This window comes from Nocardia sp. NPDC004582 (genome assembly GCF_053602115.1).
The window spans coordinates 20,231-42,758 of the sequence record NZ_JBSGCY010000049.1 but is presented as its reverse complement, the minus strand read 5'-3'; the positions used below and the strand labels follow the sequence as shown (position 1 = coordinate 42,758).

The 22,528-nt window shown below is 68.2% G+C and carries 21 protein-coding genes; 11 read left to right on the top strand and 10 right to left on the bottom strand.

Annotated features, from left to right (window positions below; genetic code table 11):
* Nucleotides 1-127 precede the first annotated feature (127 nt).
* Both ACWELJ_RS16270 and ACWELJ_RS16265 read left to right on the top strand, forming a co-directional pair.
* Nucleotides 128-640 (top strand): ImmA/IrrE family metallo-endopeptidase, encoded by a 513-nt coding sequence (locus tag ACWELJ_RS16270; RefSeq protein ID WP_452366940.1) that lies wholly within the window; start codon nt 128-130, stop codon nt 638-640.
* 91 nt (nt 641-731) lie between these two features.
* A complete protein-coding gene (locus ACWELJ_RS16265) occupies nt 732-1,757 on the top strand; it encodes a hypothetical protein (RefSeq protein WP_452366939.1) in 1,026 nt (341 codons plus the stop codon).
* Nucleotides 1,758-2,344: 587 nt separating this feature from the next.
* Here ACWELJ_RS16265 and ACWELJ_RS16260 read toward each other — a convergent pair.
* On the bottom strand, nt 2,345-2,761 hold the full coding sequence (locus tag ACWELJ_RS16260) for a helix-turn-helix domain-containing protein (RefSeq protein ID WP_011207048.1): 417 nt from the start codon (nt 2,759-2,761) through the stop codon (nt 2,345-2,347).
* Between the two features lie 358 nt (nt 2,762-3,119).
* Complete coding sequence (locus ACWELJ_RS16255) at nt 3,120-4,286, bottom strand: steroid 3-ketoacyl-CoA thiolase (RefSeq protein ID WP_452366938.1); 1,167 nt, start codon at nt 4,284-4,286, stop codon at nt 3,120-3,122.
* Between the two features lie 145 nt (nt 4,287-4,431).
* On the opposite strand from ACWELJ_RS16255, the gene ACWELJ_RS16250 reads away from it, so the two are divergent.
* Nucleotides 4,432-5,694: a cytochrome P450 gene (locus ACWELJ_RS16250; protein ID WP_452366943.1), complete on the top strand. Its 1,263-nt coding sequence runs from the start codon at nt 4,432-4,434 to the stop codon at nt 5,692-5,694.
* 155 nt (nt 5,695-5,849) lie between these two features.
* Here ACWELJ_RS16250 and ACWELJ_RS16245 read toward each other — a convergent pair whose 3' ends face one another.
* Genes ACWELJ_RS16245 through ACWELJ_RS16230 form a run of 4 tightly spaced genes read right to left on the bottom strand, consistent with a single transcriptional unit; the run spans nt 5,850 to nt 9,404 of the window.
* Complete coding sequence (locus ACWELJ_RS16245; RefSeq protein WP_452366937.1) at nt 5,850-6,266, bottom strand: nuclear transport factor 2 family protein; 417 nt, start codon at nt 6,264-6,266, stop codon at nt 5,850-5,852.
* On the bottom strand, nt 6,263-7,429 hold the full coding sequence (locus ACWELJ_RS16240) for a thiolase domain-containing protein (RefSeq protein WP_452366936.1): 1,167 nt from the start codon (nt 7,427-7,429) through the stop codon (nt 6,263-6,265). Before ACWELJ_RS16240 ends, ACWELJ_RS16245 begins: the two co-directional genes overlap by 4 nt.
* Nucleotides 7,426-8,463 (bottom strand): thiolase domain-containing protein, encoded by a 1,038-nt coding sequence (locus tag ACWELJ_RS16235; protein WP_452366935.1) that lies wholly within the window; start codon nt 8,461-8,463, stop codon nt 7,426-7,428. Before ACWELJ_RS16235 ends, ACWELJ_RS16240 begins: the two co-directional genes overlap by 4 nt.
* Nucleotides 8,464-8,480: 17 nt before the next feature.
* Nucleotides 8,481-9,404: a Zn-ribbon domain-containing OB-fold protein gene (locus ACWELJ_RS16230; RefSeq protein ID WP_452366942.1), complete on the bottom strand. Its 924-nt coding sequence runs from the start codon at nt 9,402-9,404 to the stop codon at nt 8,481-8,483.
* Between the two features lie 134 nt (nt 9,405-9,538).
* On the opposite strand from ACWELJ_RS16230, the gene ACWELJ_RS16225 reads away from it, so the two are divergent.
* From ACWELJ_RS16225 to ACWELJ_RS16210, 4 genes are all read left to right on the top strand, one after another.
* The gene (locus tag ACWELJ_RS16225; RefSeq protein WP_452366934.1) at nt 9,539-10,576 is read left to right on the top strand and encodes an LLM class F420-dependent oxidoreductase; all 1,038 of its coding nucleotides are present in this window, start codon (nt 9,539-9,541) and stop codon (nt 10,574-10,576) included.
* Between the two features lie 171 nt (nt 10,577-10,747).
* Nucleotides 10,748-12,394, top strand: a complete 1,647-nt coding sequence (locus tag ACWELJ_RS16220) for an acyl-CoA synthetase (protein ID WP_452366933.1) — start codon at nt 10,748-10,750, stop codon at nt 12,392-12,394.
* 212 nt (nt 12,395-12,606) lie between these two features.
* Nucleotides 12,607-13,602 (top strand): sigma-70 family RNA polymerase sigma factor, encoded by a 996-nt coding sequence (locus ACWELJ_RS16215; RefSeq protein ID WP_452366932.1) that lies wholly within the window; start codon nt 12,607-12,609, stop codon nt 13,600-13,602.
* Nucleotides 13,603-13,634: 32 nt separating this feature from the next.
* Nucleotides 13,635-14,273, top strand: a complete 639-nt coding sequence (locus ACWELJ_RS16210; protein WP_452366931.1) for a hypothetical protein — start codon at nt 13,635-13,637, stop codon at nt 14,271-14,273.
* Between the two features lie 25 nt (nt 14,274-14,298).
* On the opposite strand, the gene ACWELJ_RS16205 is transcribed toward ACWELJ_RS16210, so the two are convergent.
* Nucleotides 14,299-15,939, bottom strand: a complete 1,641-nt coding sequence (locus ACWELJ_RS16205; RefSeq protein ID WP_452366930.1) for an acyl-CoA synthetase — start codon at nt 15,937-15,939, stop codon at nt 14,299-14,301.
* A 109-nt stretch (nt 15,940-16,048) separates the two neighbouring features.
* Nucleotides 16,049-16,462, bottom strand: coding sequence for a VOC family protein (locus tag ACWELJ_RS16200; RefSeq protein ID WP_452366929.1), 414 nt, complete (start codon nt 16,460-16,462; stop codon nt 16,049-16,051).
* 95 nt (nt 16,463-16,557) lie between these two features.
* Here ACWELJ_RS16200 and ACWELJ_RS16195 point away from each other — a divergent pair, with 95 nt between their 5' ends.
* Together ACWELJ_RS16195 and ACWELJ_RS16190 are read left to right on the top strand one after the other, a co-directional pair.
* On the top strand, nt 16,558-17,754 hold the full coding sequence (locus ACWELJ_RS16195; protein ID WP_452366928.1) for a glycosyltransferase: 1,197 nt from the start codon (nt 16,558-16,560) through the stop codon (nt 17,752-17,754).
* Nucleotides 17,755-17,848: 94 nt separating this feature from the next.
* Complete coding sequence (locus ACWELJ_RS16190) at nt 17,849-18,544, top strand: maleylpyruvate isomerase family mycothiol-dependent enzyme (protein WP_452366927.1); 696 nt, start codon at nt 17,849-17,851, stop codon at nt 18,542-18,544.
* Between the two features lie 160 nt (nt 18,545-18,704).
* Here ACWELJ_RS16190 and ACWELJ_RS16185 read toward each other — a convergent pair whose 3' ends face one another.
* Together ACWELJ_RS16185 and ACWELJ_RS16180 are read right to left on the bottom strand one after the other, a co-directional pair.
* Nucleotides 18,705-19,829: an acyl-CoA dehydrogenase family protein gene (locus ACWELJ_RS16185; RefSeq protein WP_452366926.1), complete on the bottom strand. Its 1,125-nt coding sequence runs from the start codon at nt 19,827-19,829 to the stop codon at nt 18,705-18,707.
* Between the two features lie 18 nt (nt 19,830-19,847).
* Nucleotides 19,848-21,041 (bottom strand): acyl-CoA dehydrogenase family protein, encoded by a 1,194-nt coding sequence (locus ACWELJ_RS16180; protein ID WP_357282739.1) that lies wholly within the window; start codon nt 21,039-21,041, stop codon nt 19,848-19,850.
* Between the two features lie 266 nt (nt 21,042-21,307).
* Here ACWELJ_RS16180 and ACWELJ_RS16175 point away from each other — a divergent pair, with 266 nt between their 5' ends.
* Both ACWELJ_RS16175 and ACWELJ_RS16170 read left to right on the top strand, forming a co-directional pair.
* Entirely contained in the window at nt 21,308-21,496 is a 189-nt protein-coding gene (locus tag ACWELJ_RS16175; RefSeq protein WP_379346507.1) for a ferredoxin, read from the top strand.
* A 65-nt stretch (nt 21,497-21,561) separates the two neighbouring features.
* Complete coding sequence (locus ACWELJ_RS16170) at nt 21,562-22,464, top strand: 3-oxoacyl-ACP reductase (protein WP_452366925.1); 903 nt, start codon at nt 21,562-21,564, stop codon at nt 22,462-22,464.
* Nucleotides 22,465-22,528: the final 64 nt, after the last annotated feature.

The following is a 22,528-nucleotide window of genomic DNA, read 5'->3' as shown; positions in this document are numbered from 1 at the left end:
GGACGAATTGGTGGTGGCGGCCGGCGGGAACGCACCCGCGCGGCCGGTCTATCGGAGGGGCGCGCCCGAAGGGATGCCGGACCGTGACGCGCGGCATTCTTCGGACCGAGGGCATGAGGGGACCGCGATGACCGAGAGCAAGGCTCATAGCATCGGGTCCTACCGCCGGGTGGCCGCCGCGGTGGACGCGGTGTGCGCGGTGGCGGCCGATTTCGACGCCACCGACCTGGACGAGGTGGTGCTCGCCATCTCCGCCGAGCGGCGGCGGCCGATCGAGATCGCCAGCGCCACACTGGGTCCGGGCGTGTGCGGCCAGCGCCGCAGCTACCCGGACCGGGACGTGATCGTGCTGGCGCAGGCGCTGCCCAGCCGCGAGCACACCCTCGCGCACGAGCTCGGCCACATCGTCTTCGACCATCCGGGCGAGGCGGCGACCGAGGTGGTGCTGGAGGCCAGCGACGACCTGATCGCCTACATGCTCAGCCAGCGCGCGCACCAGAAGTCCATCGATCTGGGCGACGACGAGCAGTGCGAGTGGGAGGCGGAGACGTTCGCGAGCATGCTCATGACCCGCTTACGCGTGTTCAACAGCCGGGGCGCGGGCGTCTCGGTCCTTCGATTCGATGAGGCGCTCGGATGACCGAGTCAAGGCCCGGAGGAGCCGCTCCCCCTCCCCGCGCTTGCTTGCGTAACCACAAAGGGCCCATGGGGCGTTCGGAGGAGGATGCGGCATGACCTTCTGGTTGGTGGCCATGCTGGTGTGGATGGCCTCGGGTGCACGTGTTGGGCGCGTGCTGGTGAAACCGGCGACGACCGCTCGGGTCGCGATCGTGATCGCGGTGGCCGCGGTGGCGCTGGCGGCGACGGTCGGGGTGCCGGAAATCGGTCTGGCCGTTGACCATCTGATACCGAACGGTGTGCACGGTATGTGGCTGGGCGACCGGGTGGTGACGGCCGCGTGGATCATGTTCGCCACCGCCACCTCGGTGGTGGCGTCGGCCGCCTGGCCGGTGGTATCGCGGCGCAACCTGCGCCAGATCGCCATGATGATCTACGGCGGCGGCGCGCTCGCCATGCTGCTGACCCTGCTCTGGTCGATCACCTTCGGCTGGGCGATCGTGCTGGTGGAGTGCGTCTTCATCGTGATCACCGGTGTGCGCAACCTGGATTGGACCACCCTGGGTCGCGGCATCGCGCTGTACACGACCGGCACCGCGGTGGTCGGGCTGCTGGCGGCGATGTCGATTCGCCGGGCGGTCCGCGACGAGCCGATGCCGAAACCGGGTGACGGGGGCTGGTTCTGGCCGATGTGGCAGATCGCGGCGCTGCTCATCGCCATCGGCGCGGTGTGGATCGTGATCGAGCTGTGGTGGCGGGCCCGGGTGCTGCTCAAGCAGATTCGCACCCTGCACCGGGTGCTGATCGCGCGGTTCCCGGAGGTGGTGGCGCACGAGCAGACCGGCTCGGGCACCCAGCTCAAAGCGTCGGACCAGGTCGCGCAGATCATGGATGCGCTCTACCTGCAGTCCGGTGGCGGTGTGGAACTGACCGCGGCGGGTCAGCCGCCGGTCTCGGTGTCCGAGCGCGCGCGGCGGGTGGCCGAGTGGGCGCGGAATCCGTTCGGCGAGGTGGTGATCGACGGCCGCTGGATCTCGCCGCCCGCGGGTGTCAGCCCGCGCGGCTGGGTGCAGGCCATCGCCCGCGCGTACGACGCGGCGCCGGCGCGGGCCGCGGTTCCGGGATCGGCCAAACGGTAGACATTTACTCTTCCATTACCTTTCGAGGCAGCCGGGCATTACCGTCCGGAAGGGCCTCGAAGTTGATCACGCGAAGATCACCGACCGTTTTGTGATCTTGTCGCAAATGCGCAAGTCCCGTACCTCGCGTGATTGCCATGGGCGCGGCATTCCGGCGGGTCTTCTCGATGAGACTTCGTATCCGAGGTTTCGTCTCACCGAACCCGCCGTGCGAGGTACGGGACTTTGCTTGTCACCTGAAGTTGTCACTCTTGCTTGTCGCGGTTGGTGCAAAGGGGCGAAACACTCACAGTGCACAAAACGACATAGTGCACAAAACAACTGATTCGGCCATCCCGGTGCACCTGGACGGCGTTATGCCAGTTTTGTGCATACTGCACCAGCGCAGGGGTCTGCGCCACATGGCCTCAGCGCGCTGAGACCGGTGCAACATCCTGCACGCGGACCGCATGGTCCGGCGGGGGCGCCGGTACTGCCCTGCAAGCAGCACCGGCGACCGCCTTATGTCCGGTCTGGAGCAAGCCCTGTAACAAACCAACACAGTGCGGCCTCCGAGCTAGCCGCACTGTGTTGCTCTGTGGCAGTGCTTATTCCGTGCCATCCGGAGGAATTTCGGGCAAGCCTTCGCTTGCCCGCAACTTCTCCGCCATAGACGTGAGGAGATTCTGAGATTCTTCGGACAGGTCGAACGCCCTGCTCGACAGACGACGGAGTCCATAGCCCTGCAGCTGGGACAGCAGCTCGAGATCGTGATCGATCTTCGCCGCGTAGATGTCGTTGAAGAAGTAGTCCGGTTTGACCTTGAAGAACTTTGCCAGAGCAGCCACCGTCTCATCCGACGGGTTCGTGCGCTGTCCCGACCGCAACTGCGACAGATACGGTTTCGAGATCGGATGGCCGGATGCCGTCAAGGCGGCCGCCACCTCTGCGTTCGTGTGCGGCTTACGCCCCGGGGGATGCACGGTTTCGAACAGCTTGTTCAGCCGCGCCGCGAAATCAGCCATTGTGAGCCGCCCAATTCCCTTCGCTGTACTAACAGTCGTTATCTCGGATACGTATCATTGATATTAGCGGCTCAGTAACTGAAAACCTACGCCTGATTCGCGATTTCCTTGAAGCTTCTAGGCGGTGGTCCGGTTCACCCGCTGTGGCTTGGGCGTTTGCGGGTTAACCCCACGGCTCTTGCCAAGGGCTTAAGAGGCCCGGTTCTGGCCCGTCGCGAGGGTCTTCCCGGACGGGCTCAGGGTAGCTATAAGATAGCTGACAGATCATCTTCTTGTCTGTACCGGATTTTGTGTGGCGTACGCCACGTCCCAGGTTGGTACGGATGAACGTTCAACCTGGCCGAAAATCATTGAGGGACTAGATCCGTTCGATGATCGTGCCCGTCGCGAGGGCGCCGCCGCAGCACATCAGGATCATGGCGGTGCTCTTGTCGGTGCGCTCCAGCTCGTGCAAAGCCGTTGTGATCAAGCGGGATCCGGTGCTGCCCACCGGGTGGCCCAACGCGATCGCACCGCCATTGACATTCACGCGATCGAAATCGGGCTTGTGCACCGAGGCCCACGACAGCACCACGGACGCGAAAGCCTCATTGATCTCGAACAAGTCGATATCGGAGATGCTCATGCCGGAACGCTCCAGCAGTCGCTCGCACGCCTGCACCGGGCCGTCCAGGTGGAATTCCGGCTCGCCACCGACCAGGCACTGCGACACGATCCGGGCGCGCGGACGCAAACCCTCACGCTGCGCGGCCTTTTCGTCCATCAGCAATACCGCGGCGGCGCCGTCGGAGATCTGCGAGGACGTACCGGCGGTGTGAATTCCGCCCTCCAGCACCGGCTTCAGCTTCGCCAGGCCCTCGCGGTCGGTGGCGCGCAGGCCCTGGTCCTTGCTGATGTCGGCGAACTCGCCGGTGAGGTTGCCCTCCTTGTCGACCTGCGGGGCGTTCTTGATGGTCAGCACCTCGCGGTCGAAGCGGCCCTCGGCCCACGCCTGCGCGGCCAGCCGCTGCGAGCGCACGCCGAGCTCCTCGACGTCGTCACGAGTGATGCCGCGCCGCTTGGCGATTCGCTCGGCGGCCTCGAACTGGTTGGGCATATCGATGTCCCACGACGCGGGGCGGCGCGGCCCGGCGTGCGTTCCGACGTTGGCGCCCAACGGAACATGGCTCATGGACTCGATGCCGCAGGCCATGCCGGCCTCGATGGCGCCCGCGGAGATGAGACCGGCCACCAGGCCCGCGGCCTGCTGGGCCGAACCGCACTGGTTGTCGACGGTGACCGCGCCGGTCTGCCACGGCAGTCCGGCGTGCAGCCACGCGGTGCGGGTGACATTGTTGCCCTGCTCGCCCACCTGCATGACGCAGCCGCCGATCACCTGCTCGACCAGAGCCGGGTTCAGCTCCGCGCGCTCGAGCACGCCCTTCTGGGCGGCCCCGAGCAGCTCGGCGGCGTGCAGGCCGGCGAGCCAGCCGTTGCGCTTCCCGATGGGAGTGCGCGCGGCCTCGACGATGACGGGAGTACCCATGTGTCTTTCCTTCCGGATTGGAACTGCAACGAGTTCACGACCAGTAACGTAAGCCTGTTCCGGACTATTACCTAGTCCCTTCTCTTGTTCTACCCCCTGTGCTTCAATAGCGGTAGAACGTGTTTCAGTTGGTCAAAGGAGACTGCTGGTGGTTGACACTGCAGCCCGGCCCGGAGTGCCGGATGGATTCGACGTCACCGACCCCGAAATTTGGGCGAAGCGAGTGCCGGCCGAGGAGCTCGCCGAACTGCGCAAAACCGCGCCTATCTGGTGGAACCCCCAGTCGCCGGAGGTCGGTGGGTTCACTGACGACGGCTTCTGGGTGCTGAGCAAGCATGCCGATGTGAAGACGGTGTCGCGTCGCGACGACGTGTTCTCCACCTACGAGAACACGGCCATCCCGCGGTTCCAGGACGACATCACGCGCGAGCAGATCGATCTGCAGCGTTTCGTCCTGCTGAACAAGGACGCCCCGGAGCACACCAAGCTTCGCAAGATCATCTCCAAGGGCTTCACACCCCGCGTCATCAACGGCCTGCGCGCCGAGCTGACCGCGCGCGCCGAGGCCATCGTCAAGGCCGCGGCCGAGGGCGGCACCGGTGACTTCGTCGAGCAGGTGGCGGCCGAACTGCCGCTGCAGGCCATCGCCGAGCTGATCGGCGTGCCGCAGGAAGACCGCATGAAGCTCTTCCAGTGGTCCAATGACATGACCAGCTACGACGATCCGGACTCCGACGCCGACCCGGTGGTCGCGTCGACCGAGATCCTGGGCTACTCGTACCAGATGGCGGAGGCCCGTCGCGCCTGCCCGGCCGACGACATCGTCACCCAGCTGATCAACGCCGACATGGACGGCGAGGCGCTGCTGCCCGAGGAATTCGGCTTCTTCGTCATGATGCTGGCCGTCGCGGGCAACGAGACCACCCGCAACGCCACCACGCACGGCATGATCGCCTTCATGGAGAACCCCGACCAGTGGGAACTCTTCAAGAAGGAGCGGCCCAAGACCGCCGCCGATGAGATCATCCGCTGGGCCACCCCGGTCAGCTCCTTCCAGCGCACCGCGCTCGAGGACGTCGAGGTGGGCGGTGTGGAGATCAAGAAGGGTCAGCGGGTCATCCTGTCCTACCGCTCGGCCAACTTCGACGAAGAGGTGTTCGAGGACCCGTACACCTTCAACATCCTGCGTGACCCGAACCCGCACCTGTCCTTCGGCGGTACCGGCGCGCACTTCTGCATCGGCGCGAACCTGGCTCGACTCGAGATCGAGATCATCTTCAACGCCATCGCCGACCACATGCCCGACATCACCAAGCTGGGCGACCCCAAGCGCCTGCGCTCGGGCTGGCTCAACGGCATCAAGGAATTCCAGGTGGACTACAGCGGCGGCTGCCCGGTAAAGCACTGAGCGACTGATGGTTTGATCCGCCCTGCACCCCTCTCACTCCTCAGGGCGGAGACAAAAAGAAGCGGGCGACCGGGTAATCCGGTCGCCCGCTTCGGTCTTGTTGGACCCCGAACCAATCCGTGCCCCGCATGCGAAGGCATGCGGGGCACGGGGATTCAGCGAGGTGTGAGAGTTGCCATGGCGCGCTCGGTCTCCCAGAAAGCGCGCAGGGCAAGGATTTTGCCGTCCTCGTCCACCTTGTAGGTGAACACGCCCTCGGCATCCACGATGTGCCCGCCCATGGTGGTGCGGATGCGGCCGGTGAAGGCCACCTCACGACCGCAGGCGAAGGAGTCGTCGAAGAGGAACTCGATCGACTCGGTCGGCGCGATCGCCTTGTCCCAGAACGCCGCGATCGCTTCCGCGCCACGGTGTCCCACGCCCTCGGGGTCGAAGAACGACGGCCCGACGGGATCCTCCACGATCCCGTCGGCGGCGAACAGCGCCACCCAGGCGTCCTTGTCCTTGGCGCGCACCGCGGCCTGCGAGGCCGCGCCCGCCACCCGCGCGGGGTGCTCGGTGGTGGTCGTCATCGCTGCTCGCTCCCGACCACCCACATCGAGAAGTACTGCGAGCCACCGCCGTACGCGTGGCCGAAGGCCTTGCGCGCGTTCTCCACCTGGTAGTCGCCGGCGCGGCCCATGACCTGCTTGGCGGCCTCGGCGAAGCGGATCATGCCCGACGCGCCGATCGGGTTGGACGACAGCACGCCGCCCGACGAGTTGACCGGCAGCTTCCCGCCGATGGCCGTCTCGCCCGCGTCGGTGAGCTTCCAGCCCTCGCCCTCGGGCATGAAGCCCAGGTTCTCCAGCCACATCGGCTCGAACCAGGAGAAGGGGACGTAGATCTCGGCGGCGTCGATCTCCTCGAGCGGGTTGGTGATCCCGGCCTGCTTCCACAGCGCCTTGGCCGCGGCCTGGCCGGCCTGCGGGTTCACCTGGTCGCGGCCCGCGTAGGCGAGCGGTTCGGTGCGCATGGCGGTGCCGTGCACCCACGCCACCTTCTTGCCCTGCGCCTCCACGGCCTTGGCCGAGGCCTCGTCACCGATCACGATGGCGCACGCGCCGTCCGAGGACGGGCAGGTCTCGTCGAAACGAATGGGGTCCCACAGCATTTGGGACGACATCACCGATTCCACGGTGATGTCGGGCTGGTGCAGGTGGGCGAACGGGTTGCGCGCGCCATTGCGGCGGTCCTTCACCGCGACCATGGCGCCCACGTGCAGCGGGGCGTTGGAGCGGCGGATATAGGCGCGCACGTGCGGGGCGAAATAGCCGCCCGCGCCCGCGCCCACCGGCATGGTGAACGGCACCGGGCTCGACAGCGCCCACATGGCGTTGGACTCGGACTGCTTCTCCCAGGCCACGGCCAGGACGCGGCGGTGCACGCCCGCCTGCACCTGGTTGGCCGCGACGATGGCCGTCGAGCCGCCGACCGAACCGGCGGTGTGCACCCGGAGCAGCGGTTTTCCGGTGGCGCCCAGGGCATCCGCGAGGAACAGCTCCGGCATCATGGAGCCCTCGAAGAAGTCGGGGGCCTTACCGATGATCACGGCGTCGATATCGGCCATGGTCAGGCCGGAGTCCGTGAGCGCCCGATCGACGGCCTCGCGGATCATTCCGGCCATCGATACATCGGACCGTTTGGTCACGTGATGGGTCTGACCGGTGCCGAGGACGGCAGCTGCGTAGCTCATGAACGTGCCTCCAAGGTGGCCACCAGGTTCTGCTGCAACGCGGGTCCGCTGGCGGCATGCGCCAGTGCGCGATTCGCGGTGCCATTGATGATTTCGCGAGCGGCGAAGCCGATGCGCTCCAGGCCGGCCGCGAACATGGGGTTGCCCGAGAGCGGGCCGCCGGACGGGTTGATCCGGGTGTCCCCGTTCAGGCCGATGGCCTGCTTCAGGATCAGCTCCTCGTGGGTGAACTGCGCGTGCAGCTCGGCGATGTCGAAACCGCTCGCGTCACCGCCGGTCACGGCGTTCGCGGCCTTGGTGGCGGACGGCGACACGGTCAGGTCGCGCGCACCCAGCACGGGGGAGTCGATGTAGTGCGCCATACCGGTCAGCCAGGCCGGACGCTCGCAGAGTTCGCGGGCCCGGTCGCCCACGGCCAGCACGACCGCGGCCGCGCCGTCGGTGATGGGCGCGATGTCGTGGGCGCGCAGCGGGTCGTTGACCTTCGGTGCGGCCAGCAGCTTGTCGATGTCACCGCCGCTGGTGCGGGCGGCCACCGCGGCCATGTCGGCCTCGGTCCAGACGCCGGCGTCCAGGCCCGCGCGGGCCTGCAGACCCGCCAGGGACAGCGAGTCCACGCCCAGCGGCGCGACCAGGTACGGGTCGGTCTGCAGACCCAGGATCTGGCGCAGGGTGCCGGCCGAGGACTTGCCGAAGCCGTAGACCAGCGCCGTCTGCGCCTGTCCGGAGCGGAGTTTCACCCACGCCTCGTACAGCGCCCAGGCCGCGTCCATCTCCACGTGCGACTCGTTGATCGGCGGCACCGCGCCGATGGAGTCGATGGCCGAGATGAACGAGAACGCGCGCCCGGCAAGGTAATCCGAGGATCCGGAGCACCAGAAGTCGATGTCGGCGACGCCGATGCCGAGCTTGGCGTAGATCTCGTGGAAGCAGGGCGCGAGCATCTCGACGCCGTTGGTGGTGCCGAAGGTCTCCGGCACGTGCGGCGCGTGGGCGAAGCCCACCACCGCGATGTCGGTTGCTGTGTTACTCAAGGTATTTCAGCGCCTCTCTACAGATGGTGCGCGAACGAGTCGTAGTCGGCGTCGGGCTCGCCGGTCGGGCGGAAGTGGTCGATATTGGCCATCGACAGGCCCCACTCCTCGCGCGGCTTCCACACGGCCTCGACCCGCATGCCCATCCGGACCTCACTGGCGTCGACGCCCAGCACCAGGTGCAGGAAGGGGATGTCGGCGCCGTCGAGCAGCACGTACGCGGCCACGTACGGCGGCTTGAGGCGCTGGCCCAGGAACGGCACGTTCACGATGCAGAAGGTGGTCACGATGCCCTTGTCGGACACCTCGACGAAGTCGTCGGTCGGCGAGCCGTCACGCGGGTCGGCGCCGCGCGGCGGGAAGTACACCTTGCCGTCCAGCTTGGCGCGGGCGCCCAGCAGCTTGCCCTCCATCAGGCCCTTCAGGAAGACGGCTTCCTGCGGTGCGGCGGTGTGGTCGATCGAGTAGTCGACCGGGGTCACGATGCCGGTGACCGGCTCGGCTCCCGTGTCGGAAGTCGTTGCGGGAGCGGAGGTGTCGCCCGGCTCGAAGGCCGCGATGTCGTGGATGTCGCCGGTGCGCTCGGCGGCCCAGCGGGCCCGCACGCGCATGCCGGTCGAGATGTCGGCGGGGCTCGCCACATCCACCGCGTGCAGGATGGCGGTGTCCGCGCCGTCCAGTTTGATCAGCGCGTAGGCGAAGGGCCGGTCGAACGGCATGGCCGGCAGCGGCTCGGCCACCCAGGACCAGGTCTGCACGGTGCCGACATCGGAGACGTCGACGAATTCCGTCAGCGGTTCCGCGGTCTTCGGATCGAATTCCGCGGGCGGCACGATCACGCGCCCGTCGGAACCCCGCACCCCGACGACCTTGCCGGCGCGCAGTTCCGTGAGGAAGCGCCCGATGGTCGGACCGGTGGAGCGGGTGTAGTCGAATTTCATCCGCAGCGGTGCGGACAGTACTTCGGTGTTCCCCAGAGTCACGAGATCGAGTAGAACAGGTTCTAGTGACGGTGGCAAGAGTACGGGCTGCGGCCCTGACGACCGGTCCCGGATGTTCTAGGAAGGACATGGAAATGCGCTTTGGCTTGCAACTCGGATATTGGGGCGCGCAGCCGCCCGCCAATACGCGGGAATTGATCGCGGCCGCGGAGGAGAGCGGATTCGACGCCGTCTTCACCGCCGAGTCGTGGGGTTCGGACGCCTTCACCCCGCTGGCCTGGTACGGCTCCGACACCAGCCGGGTGCGGCTGGGCACCTCGGTGGTGCAGATGTCGGCGCGCACCCCCACCGCGACCGCCATGGCCGCGCTGACCATCGATCACCTCAGCGGCGGCCGGCACATCCTCGGCCTCGGCGTCTCCGGCCCACAGGTAGTCGAGGGCTGGTACGGCCAGCCCTTCGCCAAGCCGCTGGCCCGCACCCGCGAGTACGTCTCGATCGTGCGGCAGGTGCTGGCCCGCGAGGCCAAGGTGACCAGCGCGGGCCCGCACTACCCGCTGCCCTACAGCGGCCCGGGCGCCACCGGATTCGGCAAGCCGCTCAAGCCGATCACCCACCCGCTGCGCTCGGACGTGCCGATCTGGCTCGGCGCCGAGGGGCCCAAGAACGTGGCCCTGACCGCGGAGATCGCCGACGGCTGGCTGGCCATCTACTACACGCCGCGGCTGGCCGACATGTACAACGAATGGCTCGACGAGGGCTTCTCCCGGCCGGGCGCGCGGCGCTCGCGCGAGGACTTCGAGATCGCGGCCACCGCGCAGGTCATCCTCACCGACGACCCCAAGGCCGAACTGGACCGGCTGCGCCCGTTCATGGCGCTCTATATCGGCGGCATGGGCGCGGAGGAACTCAACTTCCACGCCGAGGTGTACCGGCGCATGGGCTACGGCGAGCAGGTCGACGAGATCACCCGCCTGTTCCGCACCGGCCGCAAGGAGGAGGCCGCGGCCGTCGTGCCCGACGAGCTGATCCTCGACACCACCATCATCGGCAACGAGGCGCAGGTGCGTGAGCAGCTGAAGGTGTGGGAGCAGGCCGGCGTCACCATGATGCTGGTCGGGGTCCGCGACGTGGCGCAGTTCGAGAAGCTGCGGCCGCTCATCGAGTCGTAGGGCCGGACGGTCCGGAAGAGCGCGCCCTGCTGAGCGGGGTTCGCTCTTTCCGTTTGTTCCCATTCGGGGATACGCCACCGTACTGTTGTGACCGGGGGCACGTCCGCTCAGCGGGACGTGCGTGAAAACAGTGGCTTGTCACACACAAGAACACGTTCTATTTTGGTCCCTGTGAGCTACAACATCGCGGACCTTGTCGAGCACACCATCGACCTCATGCCCGAACGTGTCGCGCTGGTTGACGACACCCGTTCGGTCACCTATGCCGAGCTGGAGGACCGGGCCAACCGGCTGGCGCACTACCTGCAGGAACAGGGTGTGCAGCCGGGTGACAAGGTCGGCGTCTACTCGCGCAACACCATCGAGGCCGTGGAGGCCATGGTGGCCATCTTCAAGGCGCGGGCAGTGATGATCAACGTGAACTACCGTTACGTTGAGAACGAGTTGCAGTACATCTTCGAGAACTCGGACATGGTCGCGCTGCTTCACGAGCGGCGTTACAGCGACAAGGTGGCCAATGTGCTGCCGAACACGCCGAATATCAAGTCCGTCATCACCGTCGAGGACGGCACCGACCTGCCGCTGCCCCCGAGCGCCGTCGAATACGAAGCGGCGCTGGCCTCCTCGCACGGCGAGCGCGACTTCGAGGAGCGCACCTCCGACGACATCATGATGATCTACACCGGTGGCACCACCGGTATGCCCAAGGGCGTCATGTGGCGGCAGGAGGACTGGTGGCGCGTGCTCGGCGGCGGCATCAACTTCTACACCGGTGAGTTCGTCGAGGACGAGTGGCAGCAGTCCAAGGGCGGCGCCAGTGGCAGCGCCCCGATGGTGCGCTACCCGATCCCGCCGCTGATCCACGGCGGCGCGTTCACCGCGACCCTGCACAGCCTCTTCGACGGCGGCAAGGCCGTCATGCTGCCCGAGTTCAGCGGCCACGGCGTCTGCCGCGCGGTGCAGAACCACGGGGTCAACATGATCTTCATCACCGGTGACGCCATGGCCCGTCCCATCCTGGACGCGCTGGCCGAGGGCAACCCGGAAACCGGTGCGCCGTACGACCATTCGGCCCTGTGGGTGCTGGCCAGCAGCGCGGCGCTGTTCTCGCCCGTGCTCAAGGACGAGTTCATCGAGCGCTTCCCGAACGCGCTGATCACGGACTCCATCGGCGCCTCGGAGACCGGCTTCGGCGGTCTGGCCGTGGCCACCAAGGGCGCCACCCACACCGGCGGGCCGCGCGTGAAGATCGACGGCTCCACCAAGGTCATCGACGAGGAGGGCAACGAGGTCGCGCCCGGCTCCGGCCAGGTCGGCATGCTCGCCCGCACCGGCAATATCCCGATCGGGTACTACAACGACCCGGTCAAGACCGCCGAGACCTTCAAGACCTTCAACGGCAAGCGCTACTCCATCCCCGGCGACTTCGCCCGGGTCGAGGACGACGGCACCGTCACCATGCTCGGCCGCGGCTCGGTGTCGATCAACTCCGGTGGCGAGAAGATCTTCCCCGAAGAGGTCGAGGGCGCGCTCAAGGCGCACCCGGACGTGTTCGACGCGCTGGTCGTCGGCGTGCCCGACGAGCGCTGGGGCAACCGCGTGGTCGCGGTCGTGGCCTGCCGCGGCGAGGCCCGCCCGACCCTGGAAGAGCTGCGCCCGACCCTGGTCAAGGAGATCTCCTCCTACAAGATGCCGCGCAGCCTGTGGTACGTGGACGAGATCAAGCGGTCCCCGGCCGGCAAGCCCGACTACAAGTGGGCCAAGGCGCAGACCGAGGCCCGTGAGGCCGACAACCACGCCCAGGCGTCCTCGAAGTAGCTCGGCCCAGCTCTCCGAACCTCCCGTGCCCGCCTGCTGTCGCAGGCGGGCACGGCCCTAGGTTGTGGTGGGTCGATTGCGCCCGTCCGCGGTCGCGTTCGGCACGATCCGAGATTTGTTGCGGCGAACTGTGCCCGTCCGCTTTCTGCGGGCGGGTATTCGCTCGTTTCGACGGGTGTTTCTTGTCGGTGGGGTGTGTCAGGCTTTCAGGCATGAGCGAGAAGGCGGGCGGCACCGTATCGGATGATGTACTGCGGTCTTTCGAGGGGCATCGGCGTGAACTGTGCGCCTACGCGTATCGAATGCTCGGGTCCTCGTTCGAGGCCGAGGACGCGGTGCAGGAGACCTTCACGCGCGCCTGGAAGTCCTACGACTCGTTCGAGGGGCGGGCCAGCGTTCGCTCGTGGCTGTACAAGATCGCCACCAATGTCTGTCTGGACATGCTGGACGGCCCGCAGCGCCGGGCCCGGCCCATGGACCTCAACGGACCCTCCACGCCCGATTCGCAGTTGCCGGCGCCGGAGCCGGATTACGTCTGGGTGGAACCGATTCCGAACGCGCTCGCCTTCGGTGCCGACCCCGCCGAGGCCGCCAGCACCAAGGACACGCTGCGGCTGGCCTTCGTCGCCGCCGTGCAGCACCTGCCCGCGAGCCAGCGCGCGATCCTCATCATGCGTGAGGTGCTGCGCTTCTCCGCCGGCGAGACCGCGGACATGCTGAACGTCTCACCCGCCTCGGTGAACAGCGCCCTGCAGCGCGCCCGCGCCACCATGTCGAAGGTGCAGGAGACCGCCACCGTCTCGGACCCGTTCGACGAACGCGACGAGCAGCAGCGCAAGCTGGTCGACGACTTCGTGAAGGCCTTCGAGGCCTACGATATGAGCGCCCTCACCGAGTTGCTGAAAGCCGATGTGGCCCTGTCCATGCCGCCGTTCTCGCTCTGGGTGTCCGGTCCGGAGAACGTGGCCGCCTTCATGCTCGGCACCGGCCAGGCCTGCCGCGATTCCCGGATGGTGCCGCTGGCGGGCGCGAACGGTCTGCCCGCCTTCGGCCACTACAAGCCCGGCGACGAGCCCGGCGTCTGGACACCGTGGTCCATCACCACGCTGGAACTCTCCGGCGACCGCATCTCCGGACTCACCTTCTTCCTGGACACGGAGAAGCTGTTCCCGCTCTTCGGTCTCCCCATGGAGCTGCGCCCGAACTAGGCTCGGCGCCACGGGAGTCCGGGGAGGGGCGCATGACGGTCGAGCTGCACGCGGACGAGCGGTGGGCGCAGAACCTGCGCCGCATGCTGGTGGGGGCGCGCCACGAGGCGGTCATGGCCATCGCCAGCCCGGTGCGGCCGGAGACCGAATATCGCGCGGAGGACACGGTTTTCCGGCAGTTGCACGAAGCCGGGAAGCAGGTGCGGGTGCTGCTGTCGGCCGCGTACGTGAGCAGCCGGGGCCGCCAGTCGGTGCTGCGGCAGTTCACCCTCGGCTCGCGGATCCGGGTCACCGACACCGATTTCTGCAATGCGCTGATCGTCGATCGCGAGCGGGCGGCGCTGTGGTCGGCCGCGCCGGGGGAGGAGCCGCGCGGATACCTGGTGGCCGAACCGGCCCTGCTCGGCGTGGTGCACCAATTCGCCACCCGCACCTGGCATTCCGCGCGGGCCCTGCGCGACCACCTGGAGGTGCGGGACGGCCTGGACCCGGTGGCGCTCGCGGTGGTCGAGCAGTTGTACTCCGGGGCGAAGGACGAGACGGCGGCGCGGGCGCTGGGGGTGTCGCTGCGCACCTACCGGCGCTACGTCGCCCAGCTCATGACGCGGTTCGAGGTGAGCACCCGCTTCCAGCTCGGGGTGCGGGTACGGGAACTCGGGCTGCTGAGCTGAGCGACCGTGCTCGGTGGCCCCGCGCTCAGCGCGGTGGGCTTCCGGGCCGATCGACCGAGCCACTCGGCTGGGCGCGGTCCCCGCTGGGCGTGCGCATCTCGGCCGGGTGGGCGGCCGCATGGCGTTTGGCCGCGGGATAGTTCGCCTTGCCGCTGGGCTGCCGCATGACCTCGTCGACCAGCCAATAGCCGCGCGGCGCTTTGTATCCCGCGACCTTGGTGCGCAGGTGGGCGTCCAGGTGGGCGAGTTCGATCAGCGCCCCGGGGCGGGGCTGTACCACCGCCGCCACGGCCTGCCCGAAGCGCTCGTCCGGGATGCCGATCACCAGGGCATCGAAGACGTCGGGGTGGGATTTGAGCGCGGTCTCGACCTCCTCCGGGAACACCTTCTCGCCACCGGTATTGACGCATTCGGAGCCGCGCCCGAGCAGCGTGACGGTGCCGTCGGCCTCGTACCGGGCGTAATCGCCCGGCGCCACATACCGCTTGCCGTCGACCTCGAAGAAGATCGTCCTCGTCTTCTCGGGGTCCTTGTAATACCCGAGCGGCACATGCCCGGTTCGCGCCATCCGCCCGACGGCCCCCGGGGTCGGCGTCACCAGCCGTCCGTCGTCGTCGAGCAGGGCGGACTGCGCGCCGAACTTCACCCGGGGGCCCTGGGTGTGGTCGGAATCCTTGGTGACCACGGATAATCCGGTGCTGCCGCTCTCCGAGGATCCGATCACGTCGGTGATCAACAGGGTGGGGAAGGTCTCGATGTACTGCTGTTTGAGCGAATGGGAGAACAGCGCGGCGTGGCTGCTGAGCGACCACAGCGTCGAGACCCGGTACCGCCCCGCGCGGTAGGCCTCCAACAGCGGTTTGGCCATGGCGTCGCCGACCACGGTGAGCACGTGGACCCCGTGCTTCTCCACCGCGCGCCAGACCTCGTGCGCGTCGAACCGCGGGACGAAAACGACTGTGCCGCCGGAGTTCAGGCCGATGAACGCGGCCCACTGCGCCGCGCCGTGGATGAGCGGCGAGAGCGGCGCCATGACGATCCCCTCCGGCGCGGACTTGGCGTTGTTCGCCAATTCCCATTCGTCCGAGACGTATTCGCCGGTCACGAAATTGATGCCGCCGCCGAGCACCCGCCAGACGTCCTCGTGTCGCCACATCACGCCCTTGGGCATGCCGGTCGTGCCGCCGGTGTAGAGGATGTACAGATCGTCGCCACTGCGCGGCCCGAAATCCCGCTCCGGGGACTGCACCGCCAACGCCGCGTCGTAGTCGGCCCCGATGGCGAGCGTGTCGGTCAGCCCCGGCACCGACGCCCGGACCTCGGCGACGACGCGGCTGTATCGCGCCTCGTGCACAAGCGCTTTCATATCCGCGTTGTCCACGATGTAGCGCACCTCGTCGGCCACGTAGCGATAATTCACGCTCACCGACACGGCCCGCAGTTTGTAGGTCGCGAGCATCGTTTCCAGGGCTTCGATGGAATTGCGCGAGTAGACGCCGACGTGGTCGCCGGGGCCGATGCCGCGGGAAGCCAGGTGGTGGGCGAGCCGATTGGCCCGCTCGTCGAGTTCACGGTAGGTGAGGCGGCGGTCCTCACAGATGAGGGCGGTCCGCTCCGGGACCGCGTCGACCGCGTGCTCGAACAGGTCTGCGACGTTGAAAGCCATGGATCCACCCTCGTTTTCGCGGGAGTGGAGCGCTGGTTCATCGGTTGGCAGGAAGCTGTCACGGGGCGATCGCACGGCCTTCGGACTCGGGGCTATCGGCGCGCGTCGCTCACCCGGGATAGGCCATGTAGAACGGCTCCCACTGGTGGCCGTCGGGGTCGAGGAAGGTGCGGCCGTACATGCCGACCTCGGCTTCCTGGGCCCGGCGGTCCGTGCTGACCTCCTCCTGGCCGCCCGCGGCCACGGCGGCGTCCACCAGGGCGTCGACCTCGTGGGTGCTGCCCAGCGCGAGCGCGTAGACGCTGCCGACGGTGCCGCGGGTGTCGCCCAGCGGCCGGCGGCCGAAGGTGGTGAAGAAGTCGTGCGTGAGCAGCATGACGCAGATGTTGTCGTCGACCACGATGCAGGCGGCATTGCCGTCGGTGAAGTCCTGATTCACCTTCCAGCCGATGGACTCGTAGAAGCGCTTGGACCGGTCCAGGTCGGCGACGGGCAGATTGATGAAGATCATCTTGCTCGGCATGGTGGCGCGTTCCCCTCTCATTCGATGTACTGATGAGGACGAAGCGGGTGCGCGAAACTCATCGGTCGTGCGAGAGTTGCCGGTGGAGGTGCCCGATGAGCTACAGCTATCTGATCGCCCTCACCGGCAGCGGGGGAACGGTTCCGCCGGAGCTGGGGGTGGTGCGGCGGCTGGTGCGCCGGGGCCATCGGGTGACGGTGCTGGCGGAGGAATCGCTGACCGAGGCGGTGGCCGCGACCGGCGCGCGGCTGCGTCCCCGGGCCGGGGCCGGATTCGCGCGCGACACCGCCGACGAGATCGACGCGAATCGACCCGATCTGGTGCTGGCCTCCTTCTTCGCCTTCGGCGCCATGGTCGCCGCGCAGGCCTGCGAGACGCCGTTCTCGGTGCTGATCCCCGGCGTCTATCCACTACCCGTGGAGGGCGGTCCGCCGCCGGGCACCGGATTCGCGCCGGCGCACGGACCGGTCGGGCGGCTACGCGACCGAATGGTGGGTTCGCTGGTGCAGCGGCGCTGGGACGAGGAGCTACTACCCAAGCTCAATGCCCTGCGCGCGGATTTCGGGCTGGAACGCCTGGCGCACTACCAGGATCAGGCGCGACTGGCCCGCCGTCAGCTCGTCTTGTCGAGTGCCGCTTTCGATTTCCCGGGTCAGGGGCCCGACGGGGTGCGATGGGTCGGCCCCATCCTCGACGAACCCGACTGGGTCGCCGACACCACCTGGACCCCGGCCGACGGCGGTGATCCACTGGTCCTGGTCGCCCTGTCCACCACCTTCCAGCGTCAAACCGACTGCCTGCAAAGAATTTCCGAGGCCCTGGGCCAGCTACCCGTGCGCGGTGTCATCACCACCGGCCCCGCCCTCGATCCCGCCGAACTCCGTGTGCCCCGGAATGTATCGGTCCTGCGGGGCGCCCCGCACCGCGAGATCATGCGCCACGCCAGCCTGGTCGTCACCCACGGCGGCCACGGCACGCTGATGAGATCCTTCGCGGCCGACCTCCCGGTCGTGGTCCTCCCGCACGGCCGCGACAACGCCGACAACGCCGCCCGGGTCCGCGGTCACGACGCCGGAATCGTCCTGCCGCGCACGGCCACCGCCCAGCGTATCGCCCGCGCCGTCCGCCACACCCTGCGTACCCCCGCCCACTATCGCGCCGCCGCCGAGCTGGGCCGGGCCATCCGCCGTGACGCGCGTGGCGAGGCACTGCTGCGCGAGCTGGAACCGTCGCCCGAACACCCCGAGCAGGTGGGGGAGCGGGCCTTCTCCGTGCGCGGACTCCGATCCTGAGCACCCGCCAGACGCTCGAGGTTTGGCCGAAATTCGCGCGCCACCGGCCGGATTTGGCTGGCACGCTGCGGCTTCACTGTTTAGCGTGAGCCGCATGGATTTCCTGACCGTGGTGCGCGAGAAGTTGGACGAGTTCGGTGACCTGATCACGCCGGAGGTCGAGCTGTCCGCGCCCGTCCCGTCCTGTGGCGACTGGACCTTCTACGACCTGGCCGACCATGTCGGTCAGGGGAATCTGTGGGTGACCGCGGCGGTCCTGGAACAGCGCGGCGATTTTCAGGGCGAGCCCGCGCCCAGGGACCCGGTGGGACTGCGGGCCTGGTTCGACGGCACGGCGAAGGCGATGATCGACGCGCTGTCGGTCGATCCCGAGACTCCGGCCTGGACGTTCACCTCGCAGATGCCGCGCAAGGTCGGCTTCTGGCAGCGCCGTCGGGCGCAGGAGACCCTCATGCACCTGTGGGACGGGCAGGACGCGCTGGGCACCGCCGAGGCGTTCGAGCCCGTGCTCGCGGCCGACGGCGTGACCGAGGTCTTCGAACTGTTCGCGCCCCGCATGATCCTGCGCGGTCTGGCGAGCGAGCCGACGGCGGCGATCAGCCTGCGCGCCACCGACACCGGTGACCACTGGACCTACGGCCCGGGCGCGCCGGTGGCCGAACTCTCGGGCGCCGCGTCGGATCTGCTGCTGGCGCTGTGGGCGCGCAAGGAGCTCGACGACCCGGCGTTGAACTGGCAGGGCAACTGGGCGGAGGGCAAACGCGTGCTCGCTGGTCCACTGGTGCCCTGACCGCGTAATCCGTTCCTGCGCAGGGGTTCTCCGCCACAAGGAAAACGGCGAGGCAGTGGCCGGTATGGGAGCCACTACCTCGCCGTCGGCCGCTTGTGCAGGGTCGGCCGCGTCTCGCCCGGCCCGACTGGGCCGCGGAGTTCAGGAGAGTTGATCAGGCCTACTGCGCGTCGCTGAGCAGGGAGCCCAGGGCGCGCAGGTGGTCGGTCGCGCCGCCGAGCGCGAACTCGTTGTGCTTGGCCGCCGTGAAGTACTGGTTCACGATGTGGTCGCGGTCGATGCCGACGCCGCCGTGCACGTGCACCACGGTGTGGGCGACGCGGTGTCCGGCCTCGGCGGCCCAGAACTTGGCGGTGTGCACCTCGGCCGCGGCCGGGAGACCCTCGGCGATCCGCCAGGCCGCCTGCTGCACGGCCAGGCGCACGCCCTGCACGTCGATGTACCCGTCGGCGAGGCGCTGGGCCACGGCCTGGAAGCTGCCGATCTTGCGGTTGAACTGCTCGCGCTCGCGGGCGTAGTCGGCGACCAGTTCCAGGCCCTTCTCGACCACGCCGAGCTGGGTGGCGGCCAGGCCGAGCCAGGCCCGCTCCAGCAGCCAGGTCAGGATCTCGCCGCCCTGTTCGACGGTGCCCACCAGTTCGGCGGGGGTGCCGGCGAATTCGACCTCGGCCTCGGGGGAGCGGTCGGTGACGATCTGGTCCTCGACGCGCACCGAGGCGTGCGACGGGTCGACCAGGAAGACGGCGGGGGCGCCGTCGACGCTGGCGGACACCAGGATTCGTGCCGCCTGGCGGGCGAAGGGCACGGTGGTCTTGAGGCCGGTGAGCTGCCAGCCGTCGCCCGCGATGGCGGTGGTGACGGGCTTGGTCAGCTCCCAGTTGCGCTCCTCGCTCAGCGCGGCGGTGAGGATGACCTCGCCGGTCGCGGCCTGGGCGGCCAGCTCGCGCTGGGCGGCGGAACCGAACTGCGCGAGCGCGCCCGCGCCGAGCACGATCGACCACAGGTAGGGCACGGGGGCGACGGACTTGCCGATCTCGCGCAGGATGGCGGTCTGCTCGAGCACGCCGAAGTCGCTGCCGCCCACGCTCTCCGGCAGGGCCGCGGCCAGCACGCCGGTCTCGGCGAGCGAGTCCCACAGGCCGGCGTCGAAGCGCACGGTGCGGTTGCCGTCGGCGTCGGTGTTCTTGTCGAGCTCACGCAGCCGGTCGGCGGTGACCAGCTTGCCGGTGACCTCGGCGGTGAGGCGGGCCAGATCCTGCTGCGCCTCGGTGAGGGTGAAATCCATGATGGGTACCTTGGTTTCTTAACGCGCGGCGGCGGGCTGCTTGAGGGCGGTCATGGCGATGATGTCGCGCTGCACCTCGTTGGTGCCGCCGCCGAAGGTGAGGATCAGGCAGGCGCGGTGCATGCGCTCGAGGCGGCCGCGCAGCTGCGAACCGGCCGAGTCCTGGCGCAGGTAGGCCTGCGGGCCGAGGATCTCCATCAGCGCCCGGTAGGCCTCGGTGGCCAGTTCGGTGCCGTACACCTTGGTCGCGGAGGCGTCCCACGGCCGCGGCGCGGCGTCGCCGCCCTGGTCGGCGCGCGAGGCGATCTCCCAGTTGGTCAGCTTCAGGTATTCGACCTTGGCGTGGATGCGGGCCAGCGAGACCTGCACCCATTCCTGGTCGATGACGCGCTGGCCGTTGGCGGTCTTGGTGTTGCGCGCCCATTCGGTGACCTGCGCGACGGCCAGGGCCAGCGGCGCGGAGGAGGTCAGCGCGACCCGCTCGTGGTTGAGCTGGTTGGTGACCAGCGCCCAGCCGCCGTTCTCCGGGCCCACCATGTCCGAGTTCTTGACCCGCACGTCCTGGTAGTAGGTGGCGGAGGTGTCCGGACCGGCCATGGTGTGCACCGGCGTCCAGGAGAAGCCCTCGGCGTCGGTCGGCATGATGAACATCGAGATGCCCTTGTGCTTCTTGGCATTCGGGTCGGTGCGCGCGGCCAGCCACACGTAGTCGGCGTAGGCGATGAGGGAGGTCCACATCTTCTGGCCGTTGATGATCCAGTCGTCGCCGTCGCGGACCGCGGAGGTGCGCAGCGAGGCCAGGTCGGTGCCGGCGCCCGGCTCCGAATACCCGATGGCGAAGTGCAGCTGACCGGCGGCGATCTTGGGCAGGAAGAACTTCTTCTGCTCCTCGGTGCCGTAGTGCATGATGGTCGGCGCGACCGAGTTGATGGTCAGGAACGGCACCGGGGCGCCGGCGATGGCGGCCTCGTCGGTGAAGATCAGCTGATCCATGGTGGACCGGTCCTGGCCGCCGTACTCCTTGGGCCAGCCCAGGGCGAGCCAGCCGTCGCGGCCCATCTCCTCGACGACCTCGCGGTAGACATTGCCCTCGCCGTACTCTCCGGTCTGGGCCGAAAGCGCTTGCCGCCGTTCGGGAGTGATGAGCTTGGTGAAATAGTCACGCAGCTCGGCACGCAGCTGTTCCTGTTGCGGCGTGTAGGCGATACGCATAGCAGTCCGTACCTTTCTGCCGCGCCTGCGGCGCGGCGGGTTCGCGGCCCTGGAGGTCTCGTTCTTCCCTCCCTCCGCTCCTCCGCTTCGCTCCCCCGCTCCACTCAGTCCAGAACGAGACGGGCCACGAACCTTCGGGTTAGGCCGATCATGACATACCTACTGGAACTTGTTCCAGTAACGGGTTCTGGTTAGGGCTGCTTTGCTGTTCTGAGCCGGGGTCTGCTTGTTAGGCTCGGACACAACCTGTGTTGAAGGAGAGAACTATGAAGGTCATCGTCGATTTCGATCAGTGCGAAGCGAACGGGATCTGCGTTGGAATCGCCCCTGACGTGTTCGATCTCGATGACGACGACAACTTGCACGTCAACGAGGTCGCGGTCACCGAGGCCAACCGCAAGGACATCGAGTCGTCCGTGGCGCAGTGCCCCAAGGCGGCGCTGAAGCTGGTCTGAGGCCCACCCCGCCCGCCGGGATCGGTCCTTGCCCGGCGGGTGGAACACGTTCTAGAGTCGGCCCCGTGAGCGAATCTGATGTGAGTCTTTCCGGCCGGGTTGCCGTCGTTACCGGTGCCGGTGCCGGGCTCGGCCGGGCCGAAGCCCTCGAGCTGGCCCGCGCGGGCGCGTCCGTCATTGTCAACGACCTTGCCGAAAACGACGCGGTCAGCGCAACCCTCGCCGATATCCGGGCGCTGGGAGTCAAGGCGGAGTTCGTCGCCGGCAGCATTGCCGAGCGGTCCACCGCCGACGCAATCATCCGTACCGCCGAGGAGTCCCTCGGCGGCCTGGACATCGTGGTGAACAACGCCGGGATCACCCGGGACAAGATGCTGTTCAACATGTCCGACGAGGACTTCGACGCGGTCGTCGCCGTGCACCTGCGCGGGCACTTCCTGCTGACCCGCAACGCGGCCGCCTACTGGCGGGCCAAGTTCAAGGAGACCGGCGCCCCGGTCTACGGGCGGATCATCAACACCTCCTCCGAGGCCGGTCTGCTCGGCCCCGCCGGTCAGGCGAACTACGGTGCGGCCAAGGCCGGCATCACCGCGCTGACCCTGTCCGCGGCCCGCGCGCTGGAGCAGGTCGGCGTGCGCGCCAACGCGATCGCGCCCCGCGCGCGTACCGCCATGACCGAGAACGTCTTCTCCGCGGCCCCCGAAGAGGGTCCGGACCCGCTGTCGCCCGATCACGTCGCGCGCCTGGTGGCCTTCCTGGCCTCCCCGGCGGCCGAGCGGATCACCGGCCAGCTGTTCGTCGTCTACGGCCCGATGGTGGCCCTGATGGCGGCCCCCGTCGTCGAGCAGCGCTTCGACGCCGAGGGCGAGTTCACCCGTGAGGGCCTGGCCGCGACCCTGGGCGGCTACTTCGCCGACCGTGGTTCGGACGCCACTTTCTCGGCCTCCTCTCTGAAGGATCTGGGCTGAGGTTTTCACCTCGATTTCCCCGTGCGGGGGCCGCGTGTCGTCTTGACGGACCCGGCCCCCGACC